Annotated in this window: 20 protein-coding genes and 1 pseudogene; 20 read left to right on the top strand and 1 reads right to left on the bottom strand. The window is 69.6% G+C overall.

What is annotated here, in order from left to right:
- The first annotated feature begins 100 nt into the window (after positions 1-100).
- The 12 genes and pseudogenes from ACF08N_RS36610 to ACF08N_RS36555 form a co-directional block, all read left to right on the top strand.
- Positions 101-340, top strand: a complete 240-nt coding sequence (locus ACF08N_RS36610) for a hypothetical protein (RefSeq protein ID WP_392329049.1) — start codon at positions 101-103, stop codon at positions 338-340.
- 138 nt (positions 341-478) lie between these two features.
- Positions 479-1,360, top strand: a complete 882-nt coding sequence (locus ACF08N_RS36605; RefSeq protein WP_392329048.1) for a hypothetical protein — start codon at positions 479-481, stop codon at positions 1,358-1,360.
- Positions 1,361-1,837: 477 nt separating this feature from the next.
- A complete protein-coding gene (locus tag ACF08N_RS36600) occupies positions 1,838-2,341 on the top strand; it encodes a hypothetical protein (protein WP_392329047.1) in 504 nt (167 codons plus the stop codon).
- Positions 2,342-2,423: 82 nt separating this feature from the next.
- On the top strand, positions 2,424-2,612 hold the full coding sequence (locus ACF08N_RS36595; RefSeq protein ID WP_392329046.1) for a hypothetical protein: 189 nt from the start codon (positions 2,424-2,426) through the stop codon (positions 2,610-2,612).
- Between the two features lie 302 nt (positions 2,613-2,914).
- Positions 2,915-3,268, top strand: coding sequence for a hypothetical protein (locus ACF08N_RS36590; RefSeq protein ID WP_392329045.1), 354 nt, complete (start codon positions 2,915-2,917; stop codon positions 3,266-3,268).
- Between the two features lie 475 nt (positions 3,269-3,743).
- Positions 3,744-4,091 carry a hypothetical protein gene (locus tag ACF08N_RS36585; RefSeq protein ID WP_392329044.1) on the top strand — a complete coding sequence of 116 codons (348 nt, stop codon included), beginning with the start codon at positions 3,744-3,746 and terminating at the stop codon, positions 4,089-4,091.
- Between the two features lie 51 nt (positions 4,092-4,142).
- Complete coding sequence (locus tag ACF08N_RS36580) at positions 4,143-4,490, top strand: hypothetical protein (protein ID WP_392329043.1); 348 nt, start codon at positions 4,143-4,145, stop codon at positions 4,488-4,490.
- 376 nt (positions 4,491-4,866) lie between these two features.
- Positions 4,867-6,342, top strand: coding sequence for a ParB/RepB/Spo0J family partition protein (locus ACF08N_RS36575; RefSeq protein ID WP_392329042.1), 1,476 nt, complete (start codon positions 4,867-4,869; stop codon positions 6,340-6,342).
- A 284-nt stretch (positions 6,343-6,626) separates the two neighbouring features.
- Positions 6,627-6,803, top strand: coding sequence for a hypothetical protein (locus ACF08N_RS36570; protein WP_392329041.1), 177 nt, complete (start codon positions 6,627-6,629; stop codon positions 6,801-6,803).
- Positions 6,804-6,994: 191 nt separating this feature from the next.
- A complete protein-coding gene (locus ACF08N_RS36565) occupies positions 6,995-7,186 on the top strand; it encodes a hypothetical protein (protein WP_392329040.1) in 192 nt (63 codons plus the stop codon).
- Between the two features lie 70 nt (positions 7,187-7,256).
- Positions 7,257-7,676: a hypothetical protein gene (locus ACF08N_RS36560; protein ID WP_392329039.1), complete on the top strand. Its 420-nt coding sequence runs from the start codon at positions 7,257-7,259 to the stop codon at positions 7,674-7,676.
- Between the two features lie 67 nt (positions 7,677-7,743).
- Positions 7,744-7,896 (top strand): annotated as a pseudogene (locus ACF08N_RS36555) (cell envelope biogenesis protein OmpA); the annotation flags it as partial.
- A gap of 390 nt (positions 7,897-8,286) precedes the next feature.
- Here the strand turns inward: ACF08N_RS36555 and ACF08N_RS36550 are convergent.
- A complete protein-coding gene (locus ACF08N_RS36550) occupies positions 8,287-9,528 on the bottom strand; it encodes an IS110 family transposase (RefSeq protein ID WP_392329038.1) in 1,242 nt (413 codons plus the stop codon).
- Positions 9,529-10,149: 621 nt separating this feature from the next.
- On the opposite strand from ACF08N_RS36550, the gene ACF08N_RS36545 reads away from it, so the two are divergent.
- The 8 genes from ACF08N_RS36545 to ACF08N_RS36510 all read left to right on the top strand — a co-directional run bounded on the left by ACF08N_RS36545 (position 10,150) and on the right by ACF08N_RS36510 (position 15,906).
- Positions 10,150-11,376, top strand: coding sequence for an IS110 family transposase (locus tag ACF08N_RS36545; RefSeq protein WP_392329037.1), 1,227 nt, complete (start codon positions 10,150-10,152; stop codon positions 11,374-11,376).
- A 34-nt stretch (positions 11,377-11,410) separates the two neighbouring features.
- Entirely contained in the window at positions 11,411-11,860 is a 450-nt protein-coding gene (locus tag ACF08N_RS36540) for a cell envelope biogenesis protein OmpA (RefSeq protein ID WP_392329036.1), read from the top strand.
- A gap of 41 nt (positions 11,861-11,901) precedes the next feature.
- The gene (locus tag ACF08N_RS36535) at positions 11,902-12,699 is read left to right on the top strand and encodes a hypothetical protein (RefSeq protein WP_392329035.1); all 798 of its coding nucleotides are present in this window, start codon (positions 11,902-11,904) and stop codon (positions 12,697-12,699) included.
- A gap of 45 nt (positions 12,700-12,744) precedes the next feature.
- Positions 12,745-13,272: a single-stranded DNA-binding protein gene (locus ACF08N_RS36530; protein ID WP_392329034.1), complete on the top strand. Its 528-nt coding sequence runs from the start codon at positions 12,745-12,747 to the stop codon at positions 13,270-13,272.
- A gap of 112 nt (positions 13,273-13,384) precedes the next feature.
- Entirely contained in the window at positions 13,385-14,203 is an 819-nt protein-coding gene (locus ACF08N_RS36525) for a DNA-processing protein DprA (RefSeq protein ID WP_392329033.1), read from the top strand.
- A gap of 68 nt (positions 14,204-14,271) precedes the next feature.
- Positions 14,272-14,640: a hypothetical protein gene (locus tag ACF08N_RS36520; protein WP_392329032.1), complete on the top strand. Its 369-nt coding sequence runs from the start codon at positions 14,272-14,274 to the stop codon at positions 14,638-14,640.
- A 394-nt stretch (positions 14,641-15,034) separates the two neighbouring features.
- Entirely contained in the window at positions 15,035-15,418 is a 384-nt protein-coding gene (locus ACF08N_RS36515) for a hypothetical protein (protein ID WP_392329031.1), read from the top strand.
- Positions 15,415-15,906: a hypothetical protein gene (locus ACF08N_RS36510; RefSeq protein ID WP_392329030.1), complete on the top strand. Its 492-nt coding sequence runs from the start codon at positions 15,415-15,417 to the stop codon at positions 15,904-15,906. The genes ACF08N_RS36515 and ACF08N_RS36510 overlap by 4 nt, the downstream gene beginning before the upstream one ends.
- The last annotated feature ends 92 nt before the right edge of the window (positions 15,907-15,998 follow it).

The raw sequence follows: 15,998 nt of genomic DNA, 5'->3' as shown, positions 1-15,998 counted from the left end.
CCTGGAGAGCCGGACGGCCACTCCTTCGGAGCCACGACTGGCAAGACCCGATAAGCCACATCCGGCCCTCCCGGGCCGCCTAACAACTTACGGAGACCCGGTGTTCCTGGTCACACCCGACCGCACTCACGGCCTGGTCGCCGCCCCCAGGTCCTCCGCCGACCTCACACCCGGCACCGAAGAAGCCCTCACCGCCCAGGGGTTCACCTGGAACAACGAGATCGAGGCGTACACCCGCCCGACCGACAGCAGCCCAGAGGCTGTGGACCGCACCGCCGGCGCACTGCGCGAGCTCGGCCATTACGTGTTCTCCACCAACAAGCCACGGCCCACCGGCTGACACCGGACCCCGGTTTCACCGAACAGGACGACCGCTGACAACGCATCACTGGACAGCGAGCGCCGACCGGGCGGGCGGGGTTCCCGCCCGCCCGGGCGCTCATCACCATCCGCCGCCACCACACCAGGAGGAGAGACCATGGCCACGTTCCAGGACACCGCTGCGGACCGCGCAGGGCGTCTGGGGATGGAGATCTGGCTGAGCCTGCTGCCCCACACCGACAACGGCGCGCCGCCGTGTGAGCTCGGCACGGACGAGGCGCCCGCCGACGCATACCGGCTGACCAAGGTCACCGGCACCGGCCAGCTCCGCCCCGGTGACCTCATCCTCGCCCTCGACAACAGCGGCGGGCGCGAGCTCCGCAACAACCGCACCCTGGCCGGGTGCACCTTGCGTGAGGCCGTGCGGGCGCACGCGAGCGCGGTGCGCCGCGTCACCAGGGTCGGCGGAAGGACGATCACCGCGCAGCTGTCGATCAACATTCCGCTCGGCGGGTGGGGTTCGTGCGACCCCGACAGGATTGCCGAGCCTCGGTGGCAGGGTGCCCCGGGCGACCGCATGAACGTGAGCGCGGTTCGGTGGACGATCGTCCGCCTCGGCAGCGCCGACGAGTTCGTCGAGGGCTTCCGCAGCCACAAGGACTTCGCGGAGTGGCGCTCCGCGTACCAGGTCGTCAAGGCGCAGGAGGCCGCCGACGCCGCCGACCGACGTGCCCGCATCAAGGCGCAGGGCGCCCGCCGCGCCCCGCTCCTGGCTGCGATCGAGGAGTTCAACACGATCACGGGCGAGCAGCTCCTGACCCTGGGGAGCGTCGGCCGGAGCCTCGACGAGGTGGGGGAGGTCGAGTTCGCGGTCAAGTGGTTCGCCGGCGGCGACCGCCTGCTGACCTACCTCGCCGGGCTGCTCGCCGTGGGCAGGATCACGAACACCGGATACACCAACGCCGTCAGGCAGCTGCGCACGCTGGGTCTACACGCGGGCGAGTTGCCCGACAGTGTGCCCACCCCGACCGTGCGCTGAGCACGTTCGTGGTCCACGGGCCCGCGCGGTGAGCAGGGGGCGGGAGTCACGTCCGCCCGCGACCCGTGGAGCACGCCGGCCTCCGCAGCCCGCGCCTGGGGCACGCTGACGGCCTCGTGCGGGCGGCGCGTGCGGGTCGCCCCTGGCGCAGCTTCCCCTGCCGCCCACCCTGACCGGGACGGGTGGAAGACAGCAGGTCATGGGTGGGTTCACACTCGGCCAGAACCTACTATTATTGCTGTTGCTGGCGCTGGAGGAACTCAGCCGTAGTGACGACTCCAGCCGCCTGGTGCTGGGCTGGTCGAAGAGACCCCCAGCGCAGCAACGCCTGACCACAGGTCACCGTCCCCAATCACCACGTGCAAAGGGAGCACTGCCATGTCCCACACCCCGCGCCGTTCGCGACCCCTTCCCGGAGGGTTCATAACCTCCGAGCTTGTACGGGCCCTCACCACGGGTAAGGGCCGGATCCGCATCGTGCGTGACAACGGCGGGTCCGTGCCGCTCGCCTACGAACCGCACCGCGACGCCCCCACCCAGCCATGGGCGGAGTACTGCGGAGAGACGGGTCTCGTGGTCGCCCGCCACGCCAGCAGCGAATGCACATGGGCGACCGTCACCGAGGAGACGGAGGTCATTCCTGGCCAGACAGTCGAGCGTTCCGTGGTGAAGCGGCTGAAGCAGCGGGGCATCGAATGCTCGGCAGTGCGCGACGGGGCAGGTACGCACTGCCAGGCCGCGTTCGCGGACGGCAGTTACCTCACGTTCTTCGCCGAGGACCGTTGGGGTGGTGAGTCGTCCGTCCTTCACCCGATCGCCGAGCACGGATCCCTCGGCATGCAGTGGATCAGCGACACCTCCGCGGCCGAGGAGGTCAGCAGCTTCGCCACTGGCGTCTACGCCGACGACTCCGCCGCTCTCGTCGCCCGGATCACCGTCCTCGCCGATCGACACGGCCGCGCCCCTGCGCGCGTCGTCTGATCCGGCGTCCGCGCCGGGGCCCGGCCGTCCCTCCCCAACGGCCGGGCCCCGGCAACCCACCTCACGACAGAGGAGTTCCGCCATGCACACAGAACCGTCACCCCTCCCGGCCTCCGCCGACCACGCCGACAGCCGCGGGTCGTACCGTCGCACTCCCCCCGCCGTACTCGACACCGCGCAGAAGGTGGCACACGCACTGAGTGCGGACGCGCAGGCACGCACCGCTCAGGTCGCCTGCCATGCCATAGCCGCTGGTTTCCGGGACGTCTGACCGGCCACGACCATGCCGACGATGCGCCGTTCGACGCCGTCACCGCCGAACTGCGCTCATGGAGCAGGGGCCAGGTCTCCCTCAGCGGCGCATACCAGAGCGCCGACGGGACCACCCGCCATCTTGACCCGGAGGCCGTCGACGAGCTCAACGATTGGGCGGACCAGCTCAACGAGGACAACGCACACGTCTGGCAGCCGCTGTGCACGGTCGTCGACGACAGCACCTCTCCCAGGGCCTACCGCCTCGATCTGGTCCGAGCCTCGCGGTCCCCGCTCGACATCCCCCGCCTCCCCCTCGACATGACCCATCGCATCGAGTCCCTCCAGCAATCGCTGGCGACCGCGCTGCCCCGCCCCTGGAGGGTTCGGGAAACCCTCTACGACGCCCTGGGCGCGCCCACGACGGTCGAAACGGACGCCACCGCCGCCGACCTGGAGATCATCGCCGTCAATGGCCTGCGTGTCGCCGAAGTCTCCGTCTCCTTCGCCCACGCCGATGTCGACGACGGGCACGACCGCCTTTCCGTTCTGATCGGGGCACGTGCTGACGCCGGTCTGATCGCCCGCGCGCCCCAGGACCTCGCCTACTTCACAACCGCCGTCGCACAGGCCCAGGCGCTGCTGTCCCGCCCCCAGGCGCGAGGCAGGCACTGAGCACCGGGACGCACCCGCCCCTGCTCGCCGCGGGGGTCGCCAGCGCCGGGTACGCCGGCGCCATCAGCGCCTGCGCACGCTGGCGAGCTGCCCGACAGTGTTCCCGCCCCGACCATGCATTGAGCCTGTGGCGGCCTTTCGCCAGCAGTGTGCGGCTCGCCCCTGGCGCAGCTTCCCTCTGCCGCCCGACCTGACAGGCAGTGGCCGAAGCAGCAGGTCAGGGGGTGGGTTCCCACCCCGCAAGAACACACTATTATTGATGTTAATGGTGCTGCGGGGAGTCCGGACGACAGACACGTCCGGACCAGTCGCGCACGAGGAAGGAACCCCATGAAGCCCCTCGAACTGGCCGCACTGCTGACCCCGCCGACCGAGCCTCTGGTGCGCAACGCGCTCCGCCGCCTGGCACCCAGGTGCCCTGGACGCGCTGATCATCGAGGCCCTCTCGGCCTCCGAGGAGGCGTGGCGGCAGGTCGTGGTCGACCGCGTCTCGGCGTTCATGGCCGAGCAGCCCGGCGACGGCCGCGCGGTCGTGGCGGCGTACTTCACGACGACGGAGCGGCGGGCCGCAGACGGCATGAGCGTCGGATGGAGCCCGTTCATCGCGGCGCTCGCGAGCGCCGAGGACATCCCGGACCTCAAGCCCACCCGCACCACGGCGATCGCCGTGCCGGTGGCCGAGGCAGCGCTGGCGGAGGAGGTCTTCGCCGACCGGGAGTTGTCCGACGCGCTCAACCGGCTCGCAGCCCTGGACGCGCCCGGGCACGGGGACGTCCTGCGGGTCCACCTGCCGACCCGCCGGGTAACCCGCGACACCCTCTGATTGTCGATCCGTGCAGGCGCTGCGGCGCCCGCACGAAGGAGGCCATTTGACATGCCGGTTCCGATCCTCTGTCACCACTGCCACGTGGGCCGCTACGAGCCCCGGGAGTTGGGCCTCTACGCCTGCCGGTCCTGCGACCGGCAGGCCACCGAGTCGGCGTTTCCCGTGCAGGACGACGAACGGCTCGTCGTGCTCACGGGCGTACTCCAGGTCCTCACCGTGCCGGACGGCCACCAGGTGATCACCCCCACGCGGCGCTGCCACGCCCCGCACCTGGGTGCGAGCCTGGTACTCGCCCTGCGGCTGAATCGGACTCACCCGGTGTACGGGCATACCGAGGACGTCCCAACCGCCGAAGGCCTGCTGGCCGTCCTGGATGCGGACGAGCAGGGCCCCTGAGCCCTGTCGCCCGAACAACTGGGCGTCCTCACCCGGGCCATGGACGTTCGGAACGCCGTGCTGCCCTCGACCTCTCGGCAGCACCCCGAGTTCGACGCCGAGATCCGGGCCGCTCACGGCCGGAGCCGGTGCCCGTCCGCCGGCTGACAGCCGTCCCAGCTCCGGTCACCCACACACGCCGCCCTCCGACCCCCACACCGCCCAGGTCCCGAACGGGCCCCGGGTACGCAGTGGTCTGGGCGTGGAGCGGGCACAGAACGCGGCAATTCCGCAGGTCAGGGGGTATCTACCCTCCTCCCAAATTTCCACTATTATTTGAGTTGCGAGGGGGTGATCCCCTCGAATTCGCCGATGAGGCAAGGAGAAGGAGAGCCACATGGCCACCGCCGTCTCGACCCCGACCGCCAAGCCCGACGACCGGGAGTCCGTGCCGCAGATCGTCCAGCTCGACCCGGCGCTGCTGGTACAGGACCCTTTCAACGCACGTGAGCACGACACCGAGCCGGACGAGAAGCTCATCGCCTCCGTCAAGGAGCTCGGCGTCGAGGAGCCCATCAGTGTCCGGCCCCGGCCCGACGGTACCTACGGTGTCTTCAAGGGCTGGCGGCGCGCCCAGGCGGCGCAGACCGCCAACGCCACCGCCGAACAGGACGGCCGCCCCGTGCGCCTGGTCAGGGCGTACGTGCGGGAGGACCTGGTCGGCCGCGACGGCTGGACCCGGTTCCTGTCCCTGGTCGAGAACGACCACCGCGAGAGCATGAGCCAACGGGACACCCTGCGAGCCCAGGAACTCGCCCTGATCGGCATGAGCGACGTCGACCGGCGCACCGCAGCCAAGGCACTCCGCGTGGGCCGCAACGCGGCAAAGCAGGCCAAGGCGGCGCAGAAGCTCGACGACGCCGCCCTTCGCCGGACAGCCGCCGCAGGCATGGACCTGGAGCAGACCGCCCAGCTCGCCGAGGTCGAGAACGTGCGCGGCGCGGAGAACCGCCTCATGAAGGCACTTCAGCGCGACCAGGACGAGGGCAACGGCGGGCGCGGCCACTGGGACCAGGAACTGGCCCTGCTGCGCGCCGAGCAGGCCGACGCCGAGACCCGCGCCAAGGCCGTGGAGGAGCTGAAGGCGGCGGACATCCCGCTGCTGGGCCGGGTGCCGTCCTATGAGAAGGACCCGTCGCATCCCCTGACGGAACTCACCACCGGCCTGGGCAACCCGCTGACCGAGGACAACCACAAGAACTGCCCCGGCCACAGCGCCCGGCTGGATGAGGAACACCGGCCCGTGTGGCACTGCGCCGATCCGGCCAAGCACGGCCACAAGGTCCGCCCGAAGCCCAAGAAGCCCCGCACGGCGGAGGACGAGCAGGCGGCGGAGGAGCGGCGCAAGGTCATCGCCTGCAACCGGGCGTGGAAGGCCGCCGTCGGACCGCGTCAGGAGTTCGTCACCCGGCTCGTGCGCATGAAGACTCTGCCGGATGCGGCCCGCGTCTTCGCGCAGGAAATCCTGCTCACCCTCCCCCACTTCTACAGCTCCTGGACGGAGAAGCGGGAGTTCGAGACGGTCGCGCGGTTCCTGGGACTCAAGGAGCCCCAGAACGCCGACCTGGCCGACCTGAGGGACACGGCGGAACAGCTGCCCAAGGCACGCGTGGTGAACGCGCTGTTCGCGCACGTCGCCGGTGCGTGCGAGTACGACATCCGCGAACCCAAGACGTGGTCGTACCTCACTGCCGGGCAGGCCCGCTACCTGCTGCTGCTCGAAGCGCTCGGCCAGGCCGACAACGGCAGCTACCAGCTGTCGGAGGTCGAGGCCGAGGCCGTCGCCAGCCATCGGCCCAACACCGACGCCTGATCGCAGCCGCTCCCCTCACCACCAAGCTCCGGCCGGGCACGCCCCGTGCCCGGCCGGGCCCCTCCACGCAGAGAGGCGAACCAGCATGCCCATCACGATCGACGAAGTCCGAGCTTTCATCCGACAGTTGCCCACCGCGTCAGCCATCGCTCAGGTTCAGGAGGTCGCCGCACTGCGACTCGTGGAGCTCGACAAGGTGGCGTTCGCGGGCATCCAGCCCGGCCGTCGCGCTCGCATCACCGACTCGCTGCGCCCGGCGCTGCTGCGCGGCCTGACCGGGCACGGTGCAGGGGCGCAACCGCACCGGCACACGCGCAGGGTTCATCCTCGACGAGGAGTCCACCAAGCTGCTGCGCACCGACCCGCGCAACACCCGCTACCAGATCGCCGAGGACATCCGGCGCTACCGGCTGCCCGGCAGCGGCGTCCCGGTCTCCTGCCTGGAACTGATCGAGGAGTGACCCCACCGTGCCTGCGTCGCGCCGCCCGGCGCGACGCAGGCACGCTCCCGCCCCGCTCCCATCCGATCGGCCGGCCGATCCCGTCGCCCGGCCTGGGAGACCGGTCATGACCGAGGACCCGCAAGCGACGTCCTCGGCCGCCCGCTGACGCTGTCCGTGCTGCGCCAGCTGGTCCACAGCGACCGGCCGAGATGCCGCAGGCAACGCGTGCTCGCCGTTGCGGCTACAGCCGCTCCCGGTACGCGCCGAACTGCAAGGACTTCGCCGGCGAGGTCTTCCCGCTGCCGGAGGAGCTGGGGAAGAACAAGGAGCTGCGCGAGCTGTTCGCCGACCGCATCCCCGACCAGCGCCGTCGAGGCCTGGTGCTCTACCCGCTCGGCTGACCGGACCCGCGCGGGCGGAACAGCCGCGGGCTGTCCCGCCCCCTCTCACGAAAGCGACGTGTCACCCACCATGTCCGCATCCACAGAAGCCTTTGAGGACAGGCCCGACCCGCCGGTGCTGGTCATCAGCAACAGCCTCGACGCCGACCCGATCGGTCTGCTGCCGAGCCCGGTCCCCGTCCGGCACCTGCCGTCACCTCTGTTCAGCTCCGAGGAGTACCGGCGTGCTCCGCTCGTGCTCCTGGACGACCGCTGCTACAGCGACTTCACGCTCCGCCACATGCCCCAGCGCCCGGGCCTGATCGTCGCGGCCGCCGACCCCGACGACGGCACGGTGTATCACCGGGCCGCGGACGTCGGGGCCGAGGCCGTCATCCGGACCGGTCAAGACCTGGCCTGGCTGCACCTGCGGCTGCACGCCGCCACCGAGTGCCGGTACGCCCGCTGGGAGGCACTCCTGACCGGCCCTCCCCCACCCGACGGCCGGTGATGCCCCGGCGTCACCGGCCGCCATCGCTCCCGGCCAGCACACCTCCCACAACCAGAAGGAGTCACTGATGCACCCGATACCTGAGCGCTGTGCCCGCCGGCCTCTGGCGGGCGGGCTGGTGGTGCCGTGGGTTTCCCTGATCCACGGCGGCCACGCGGCGTTCGGCAGTCTCGACGCAGACCGGGCCCGCACCGCCTTCCTGCACCGCCTGTGCCAGATCTAATCCGTAGTTAAGAGCGTTCCGATGGAGCGGGTGCTTCTTGGGATGTTCGAGTGCCGGATCGTGACATCTAAGGGCAGCCGGGCAGGCGATGCCTCAACGTAGATCGTGTGCGCGGTCCTGGTGCTCAGTGGGCGGCGGTCACGTGGACGCCGAACGTACGTCTATGTCAGATCGGGCCGTGATGCCTCGCCGCAGACCGTGCGGCGTTCGGCGTCTTCGTGGCCGCCGCCCTCAGGTCAACACCCGCCACTTGATCCCTCGTTGGTGTTGGTGGTGCGAGCCCGCCGCATGGTGACCTCTTGCTACGCCCGAGCCGTTCTTGAGCTCCTGCGCAGACTGGGGCCCGTGGGGTGCGCTGGTGCCACGAACGACTCTTAATGGGTTTAGTCAAGCCGTCTGAGCCTCTCGGGTCGCCTTCTCGCGGGGGTTGTACTCCCTCTCATAGAGCCGGCCATCTCGGAGCATGGCCCACAGGATGGAGACTCGTTGGCGGGCGACAGCGATGACAGCCTTCTTGTGGCGACCCCTGTCGTGCGTGTAGCCCTGGTACTTGCGGAGGTACATCTCCTTCTCCCACGTCTCCGCGGTCAGGCACGCGGACTGACTGGACAAAAAGAAGGCCCGTTGTAGGGGTCGGCTGTACTGGGTAGGACGCTGGCGGTTCCCCGTGTTCGAGCCGGAGTCCCTGGAGACGGGGGCCATTCCTGAAGCGACAGCGAGTCGTCCAGCACTCGGGAACCTGGCAATGTCACCGATCGCTGCGAGAAGTTCAGCCGCAAGGAGCTCACCGAAACCGGGCATGGAAAGGACGATGGGTGCCTGGGGGTGCTGGGAGAGAGCTTCCTTGATCTTGATTTCCAGTTCCTTCAGGCGGACGTTCATCTGCGTGATTTTCTCGGCGAGTTCGGCAACCAGCTCGGCCGCCAGGTCCTCTCCGCTGGTAGCTGAGTCCTGTGCCTTGGCGGCCGTCACCGCCTTCTCTGCGATGGTTGCCGCTTTCCTTACACCGCGCTTGGCCAGCCAGGCTGTGAGCCTGGTCTCGCCCATCCGCCGAATGGCTGCTGGCGTCTGGTATCCGGACAGCAAGACCAGCGGGCCGTCGGATCGGGCGAAATCGAAGGACCGCTCCAGCTCCGGGAAGATGCTGGTGAGTAGGGCCCTCATGCGGTTGATGGTCCTAGTGCGTTCGGCCGAGAGGCCGTTGCGGTGGGCGAGAATCAGAGTGAGTTCCTTGGTGATCCTCGGAGGCACTGGCACAGGGACTGTCTGCCGCCGGAGACAGCGGGCGAACTCAGCGATGACGTAGGAGTCCTTCAAGTCGGACTTGCCCTGGCCGCTGAAGCTCTTCTTGAACGCTGCGAACTTTGAGCCGGTGACGTACCGGGGACTCTGACCGTGGTTGGCCAAGGTCCCCAGCAACAAAGCAGCTGGCCCGTCAACGAGGTCAAGAGCCCAGGTCACGTGGTCCGCCGTGTCCATAACCTCAGCAAAAACGGTCAGGATGTCAGGCTCGGAGTTGATCACCTTGCGGTTCCACAGCGGGTCACCATCGGCATCGACCACAGTGATCCAGTGATGTCCTTTTCCTACGTCGATCCCGGCCCATACCTGTGGCGGCCGTTGCGTCATCTCGCCTCTCCAAATCGAACACCAACAGGAAGTGCCAGGCCACCCCAGAAGAAAGTCCGTACGAGCGATCGAGGTCGCAGCTCTTAATCAGTTATGGCGGGTGACCAGAAGGCTGGCCGACGGAGTCGTTCGGAGCCCCTGATGGGCAGGCTAGTGAGAGTCGCATCCAGCCTTCCTGGCTATAGATGCAACGATCATCAGACAGTCGGGACACCCGCTGGCAAGTCCGTACGAGCGATCGAGTCGCCACTCTTAATCAGCAGTCACGGGGCGTCCCGGAAGGCCGGTCGACTGAGTCGTGGAGAGCCCTTTGATGGGCAGGCTGCTACGAGTCGCATCCGGCCTTCCTGGCTGGACGCGGAGTTTACAGCCCGACCGGGTGCCCACCTGCACGCCCGTACTGTAGCGATCCTGATCGCAGCTCTTAATTAGCAGCGAGGGCGAGCAGCGGCACCAGTGTCCAGGGGCTGCCGCTCATGCCCGATCGAGCCTGCTTGAAGGGTACGGGCTAGTGAGGTGTCGGCACAACCGTGAGGCGGTTGATGCCTGGGATTAGGTCGCTCGCGTGGCCCGCATGCGCTCGTGACCAGCGCAAACACCAGCACATGGGAGGGAACTACCTTGATCTATTGCGGTATCGACTGGGCGGAACGTACGCACGACGTCGCCCTGGTCGACGACACCGGCGCGTTAGTGGCCAAGCGACACATCACCGACGACGCGGTCGGCTACCAGCTGCTGCTGGAGCTGCTCGCCGAGTACGGCGACACCGAGGAGAACCCGATCCCGGTCGCGATCGAGACGTCCCGCGGCCTGCTGGTCGCCGTCCTGCGGACCGGGAAGCGGAAGGTCTACGCGATCAACCCGCTGGCCGCCGCCCGCTACCGCGACCGGCACAGTGTCTCGCGCAAGAAGTCCGACCCCGGCGACGCCCTGGTCCTGGCGAACATCCTGCGCACCGACATGCACGCCCACCGGCCACTGCCCGACGACTCCGACCTCGGCCGCGCCATCGCCGTCCTCGCCCGCGCCCAGCAGGACTCGCTATGGAACCGGCAACAGCTCGCCAACCAGCTCCGCTCCCTGCTGCGCGAGTACTACCCAGCCGCCCTGGACGCCTTCGCCACTTGGGCCAACGGCCTGTGTCGCCCAGAGGCCCGCGAGCTCCTGAAGGCTGCACCGACTCCCGCCCGGGCCGCGCGGCTGACCCGCAGCCAGCTCCAGTCCGCTCTGAAGAGGGCCGGTCGCAAGCGAGGCCTCGAGGCCGATGCCGACCGCATCCGCGATGTCTTCCGAGCCGATTGGGCCCACCAGCCGCCGCTGGTCGAGGACGCCCTCGGCAAGCAGATGCTCGCCCTCCTCGTCCAGCTGGAAGCCGCCTGCACCGCCGCCGACCAGCTCGCGAAAGCGGTGGAAGAGGCGTTCCCTCAACACCCGGACGCCGAGATCCTGCTGAGTTTCCCCGGCCTCGGCATCCAACTCGCCGCCCGGATTCTCGCTGAGATCGGGGACGACCACACCCGCTTCGCCGACGCCCGCGGCCTCAAGGCATACGCCGGCTCCTCGCCCATCACCAGAGCCTCCGGCAAGAAGTCCAGCATCACCCGACGGTGGGTGAAGAACGACCGGCTCAACCACACCGGCTACCTGTGGGCCTTCGCCGCCCTCCGCCACTCACCCGGGGCAGGTGCCCACTACCGGCGCCGACGTGAGCACGGAGACTGGCACGCTTCTGCCCAGAGGAACCTCTTCAACCGCATGATCGGCCAGCTCTACCACTGTCTCCAGCACCACAAGCTGTTCGATGAGAACACCGCCTTCCCCACCGAACTCGCCGCCGCAGCTTGACGCGTTGGCATCGTGAGGTGTCTGCGGCCAGCCGTTGGACGAGCGGTGCTTCCTGATCGTCCGGCCCGCCGACGCGGCCCGGGGCTGCTCCCCGGAACCGGCACTGCACCCCGAGTGCCTGCCGTACGCCGCCGCGCACTGCCCCATGCTCAACGGCACCGCCACGCACTACCGCCGCAGCCCTCTCCTCGCCACTCACCCCGCCGGCCGACCGTGCACCGATCCGTCCTGCCCGTGCCCGTCCCGCTCGCCCGACGGGGGCCACGCCGCGCGCAGCGGCAGCCCCGCCGACCGGTACGAGGCCTGGTTGATCCACACCCGTAACTACCGCCCGGTGTTCGGGCCCGACCGGTCCGATATGCCCTCGGGCGTCAGCCTCGACGTGCACGTTCTGCGCAGGCGGGTCCTGCGCACCGCCCAGCTCACGGCCGAGCAGGAGCGCCTGACGGGGCTGGTGCGGGGCCTTCTGGGCGGCAATCTGTGACCCCCGCTCGCGACGTCACCCCTGCGTTGAAGGAGTCTTCTGTGATCACGCCTGACCGGGCCACGCCTGAGGGCGAGGCCGTCATCGACCTGTACGAGCAGATGAACGAGCTCCAGGAGCGCACCGGCGAGTGGCCCGGTGCCGAAGCCGTCGACATCCTCGGCACGTGGCTCGCCCGCTTCGACTTCACCAGCCCGGTGCCGCGCACACGGCTCGTCGCGGGCAGCGTCTGGGTGCTGCGCCGCCGGGACCGCCACGTGGACGAGGTGACGCTCTGGAGCGACGAGGGCTCCGCGCTGGCTGCCCTGGCCGGGCACGTCCGCGGCAGCTGGGACAACGTGCGGGGAGGCGACGGCATCCCGGACCTGCCTCCCCTGGACGACCGTGGGGCCGTCGACCTCTACTACGGGCCGAAGTCCGAACGCTCAGACGAGGACTACTGGCTGTACGCCGACGACATCCGCAGGTGCGTGCGTACGGTGCCCGCCCCGCGCGGCTTCCGCTTCCCGGGCGAGGAGCTCTGTGCCGCGGTCAACAGCACGGCTGTCTTCCACGCGAAGACCGGCCCCGACGACGAAGGTCTGCCGTGCATCGAGATCGCGGGGGTTCTCGTCTTCGTCCACCTGGACGCCGACATGCAGGCCGTGCGGGTCTCGGTTCACCTCGACGCGACCGACGAACTACTTGTCCAGCCCGGCCAGACGGTGCCTCTCCATGTGGAGGTCGAAGACTCCACGGTGTTCAGCGGGGGCGCCGCGCCGGCGCGAGCGGCGGCCGGAGGGTGGCGGCAGTTGCTGCAACAGCTTTGCCGCTGGGTGCAGCGGAAGAGGGGGGATTGACCCCACCCAGAGGACACACTATTATTTGAGATAGGAGGTGTTCGCATGGCCCCGTCCATCACGCACGTGTCCGGCACTGTCACCGGCGATGTCGAGTGCCGTTTCACCGAATCCGGCATCGCTGTCTGCCGGTTCCGCCTGACCGAGGTGCCCAGCCAGTGGGACGCCGCCAGCCGCCAGTGGCGGGAAGGGACCCCGGTGTCCTACGTGTGCACCGCCTGGCGGGACCTCGCCCGCAACGCCACCGAATCCCTCACCAACGGGGTCACCGTCCTGATCAAGGGGCGCATCACCGAGATCAAGGACAACTCCATCTACCTGAGCGTCGACGACCTCGGCGTCAGCCTGCGCCAGCGCATCGCCTACACCGAAGCCAGCCTGCCCAGTCCGGCAGCCGCCGCTCCGGTCACCCCTCCGCCGACGCCACAGCCCCCAGCACCAAGCGCACCGCGCCCGGCCCTCAGGCGGCCGGGCCAGCCGCCCGCGTGGTGGGAGGAGCAGAGGTCCTCCGGCTGGTGGTCCAACACCGAGAACCCCGCTGCCGAAAACTCTCCCCTTCACGTCGGCCGCTGACCCTCCCCCCTTTCCTCCCCTTCACCCCGCCCACCCTGCGCGGCACCGGTTCGCCTGCCGGTGCCGCGCCCTGCCCGAAAGACCGCCATGCCCAAGAGCACCCTGTCCGACCGTGCCGCCCTCGCCGCACTCGCCGACCACTTCGCCCCGGGGCAAGTCGCCGCCGATCTCGCCCGCTACTCCCCCGCCGAGGTCTGGCAGCAGCGCGTGCACCGCGACGGCAGCGGGCGCCTGGCCCACTACACGCCGCGCGACGAGCTCGACAACGCGCAGCTGTCCTGCCGATTCATCGTCCCCACGGACGAGGCATGGCCCACCGCCCTGGCCGGCCTCGGCCCCGACTGCCCTCTGGGCCTCTGGGTCCGGGGAGACGACCGGCTGCCCCAGCTTGACCGCCAGCGCCGTGGCCGTGACCGGCAGCCGCAACCCCACCGAACAGGCCATCGCCCACACGCATGCGTTCGCCGCCGCCGTCGCCGAGGCCGGTCACACGGTCACCGCAACCCTCGCGTACGGCGTCGACGCAGCCGCCCACCGGGCCGCCGCCCAGGCCGGACGGGCGACGCTCGCGGTCCTGCCTCGCGGCCTGGACCGCGCCCACCCTCACGACCAGGTCCAACTGATGAGTTCCATCCGCTCCCACGGGGGTGCGGTGGTCAGCCTCTACCGGCCCGGCACCGAAGCCAGCGGCGCAACGCTCAAAGCCGGCGCCGCCCTTTTCGCCGCGCTCGCGCGCGCGGTGATCCTCATCGAGGCACCGGACCATTCCGTACCGGCGATGCACACCGCCCAGGTCGCCTCCGACCTCAACCGCCCCCTGCTCGCACCGCCTGCCACCGAAGACGTCCGCGCCAACGGCAGCGCCCGCCTGCTCGCCGAGCAGCGCGCGGTGCTGTGCCCGGATCCCGCGCGAGCGCTCGCCCTGCTCTGAGAACCCACAACAGCCTTCCCGTGCCCGACCGTGAGCGGTCGGACACGGGCCCACGGAGAGGACCGCTCATGCCTGCGCTCACCTTCTTCGGGGCCGTCGTCACCGCCTACCCCGACGACGCCGACCACGCCCCGCTGCTCCAGGACCCCGTCCACGCACGCGTGGCCCGGGCCGGCGACGTCGTCGACGGCGACCTGATCCTGGCCGCCGTCTCACTACGCGGCGCCGACTACTTCAACGACCAGTACACCGCCCACCCCGAGCCCTACGACCCGGCCTGTCAGTGCGGCGTGTGCTGCCACCTCACCCCCGAGCCCGGCCCGGTCGTCGTGCTCTCCAACGATCACCCCTGGACGACCTGCGACCCGTGGCTCGCCGACGCCCTGGTCCTCATCATCCCCGCCCAGCCCCTGCCCGACCGGACTGCGAAGGAGTGACAACCCGCCATGCCACGCACCGCGTACACGCCATCGCTGCCCGGCCTGACCGCCAACGACGGCCTGGACACCGTCATCAACTGGGGGCTCGGCGCCGACTCCACCGCCTACCTCGCGCGAGTGCTCACCGACCCCGCCGCGTACGGGATCGACCTGGAGCGCACCGCCGTCCTCTACATGGCCACCGGAAGCGAGTGGCCCGAAACCCGGCTGCTGGTCGACGAGTTCATGCTGCCCCTGTTGCGCGAGCACGGCGTGCGTTTCGTCCAGCTGGCGCGCAACGGACACCTGAGGGAGGACGGGTTCACGATCCTGGACGACTCCCGCCGCCCCGAGCGGCTCTTCGCCCCGTGGGCCGTGGACGCTGTGGGACGACCTGGAGTCCGTCGGCACGGTGCCCCAGCAGGCCGGCACCCGCAAATGCAGCCTGTGGGCCAAGGGCGCCGTCGGCGACTGGTGGCTCACCCAGGTCTTCGGCGGCCGCCCGTTCCGGCAGATCATGGGCTTCAACGCGGACGAGGAAGGCCGCCGCTTCGGCGACCAGGCCGCCTCGAAGATCCCCGGGCGCACCGGGGAGTTCCCGCTCATCGACTGGGGCTGGGACCGGCAGCAGTGCGAGGGCTACCTCCTGGACCGGTTCGGCGTGCACTGGCCGAAGTCGTACTGCACCTTCTGCTGCTTTCCCGTCTCCATGGGCGCGCTGCCCGCCCACCTGGAGCGCATGCGCTCCCACCGGACATCGCCGGCGAGGTGCTGCGCCTGGAGTACACGGCGATGAGCCTCAACCCCAACGCCAAGCTCTACGGCCGCAAGACCCTCCTGGAGATGTTCGACCGCTCCCCGCCGCGGGACCGCGTGAGCCTGGAGGCGTCCGAGCGCGAGCTCGAGATGCCGTGGGCGCTCTACCACGTACGCCGGCTGTTCCTGCTGTCCGGCTCCGGGAAGCGGCGCCCGGTGATGCGCTCCACCGAGCGCGTCGACCTCGGCCGCCCCCAGCAGCTCGCCCGACGGCTGATCTCCGTCTCCGAGCGGCACCGCGTCGACGTCGAGCACGACCCGCTGTACGGGCGCGCGCTCCTGGGTCCGCCCCCGCGCGAAGGCGTGGCCGATGGCGGAGGCAGATATTCAGAAGTCGGAAGTAGCGGTGCCGCCTTGATGGGGATTCCTGGAATCGATCACGGTTGCTCCTTCTCAAGAGAGTTAGGGGACTCGGCGAGCGGGATGCCGTCCAGGAACCAGGGCTGTGCCTTGTCCGCCAATCCCTAGTCTTCTGAGTCAGGAATTCTGTTCAGATGTATAGGCTGGCTCCATGGCACGGACCGGGCGGCCGAAGGCCGAGTTAAGACTGTCGGACGAGG

The organism is Streptomyces sp. NPDC015127 (genome assembly GCF_043080095.1).
Classification (GTDB): domain Bacteria; phylum Actinomycetota; class Actinomycetes; order Streptomycetales; family Streptomycetaceae; genus Streptomyces.
This window is presented reverse-complemented; position numbering and strand designations above follow the sequence as displayed.

Bases quoted from the DNA above. Each gene is read 5' to 3' on its own strand.
- ACF08N_RS36520 (WP_392329032.1), top strand. From the start codon at position 14,272: ATGCCTGCGCTCACCTTCTTCGGGGCCGTCGTCACCGCCTACCCCGAC.
- ACF08N_RS36590 (WP_392329045.1), top strand. From the start codon at position 2,915: ATGACCCATCGCATCGAGTCCCTCCAGCAATCGCTGGCGACCGCGCTG.
- ACF08N_RS36575 (WP_392329042.1), top strand. From the start codon at position 4,867: ATGGCCACCGCCGTCTCGACCCCGACCGCCAAGCCCGACGACCGGGAG.
- ACF08N_RS36605 (WP_392329048.1), top strand. From the start codon at position 479: ATGGCCACGTTCCAGGACACCGCTGCGGACCGCGCAGGGCGTCTGGGG.
- ACF08N_RS36560 (WP_392329039.1), top strand. From the start codon at position 7,257: ATGTCCGCATCCACAGAAGCCTTTGAGGACAGGCCCGACCCGCCGGTG.
- ACF08N_RS36580 (WP_392329043.1), top strand. From the start codon at position 4,143: ATGCCGGTTCCGATCCTCTGTCACCACTGCCACGTGGGCCGCTACGAG.
- ACF08N_RS36595 (WP_392329046.1), top strand. From the start codon at position 2,424: ATGCACACAGAACCGTCACCCCTCCCGGCCTCCGCCGACCACGCCGAC.
- ACF08N_RS36530 (WP_392329034.1), top strand. From the start codon at position 12,745: ATGGCCCCGTCCATCACGCACGTGTCCGGCACTGTCACCGGCGATGTC.
- ACF08N_RS36565 (WP_392329040.1), top strand. From the start codon at position 6,995: ATGCCGCAGGCAACGCGTGCTCGCCGTTGCGGCTACAGCCGCTCCCGG.
- ACF08N_RS36510 (WP_392329030.1), top strand. From the start codon at position 15,415: ATGAGCCTCAACCCCAACGCCAAGCTCTACGGCCGCAAGACCCTCCTG.
- ACF08N_RS36550 (WP_392329038.1), bottom strand. From the start codon at position 9,528: ATGACGCAACGGCCGCCACAGGTATGGGCCGGGATCGACGTAGGAAAA.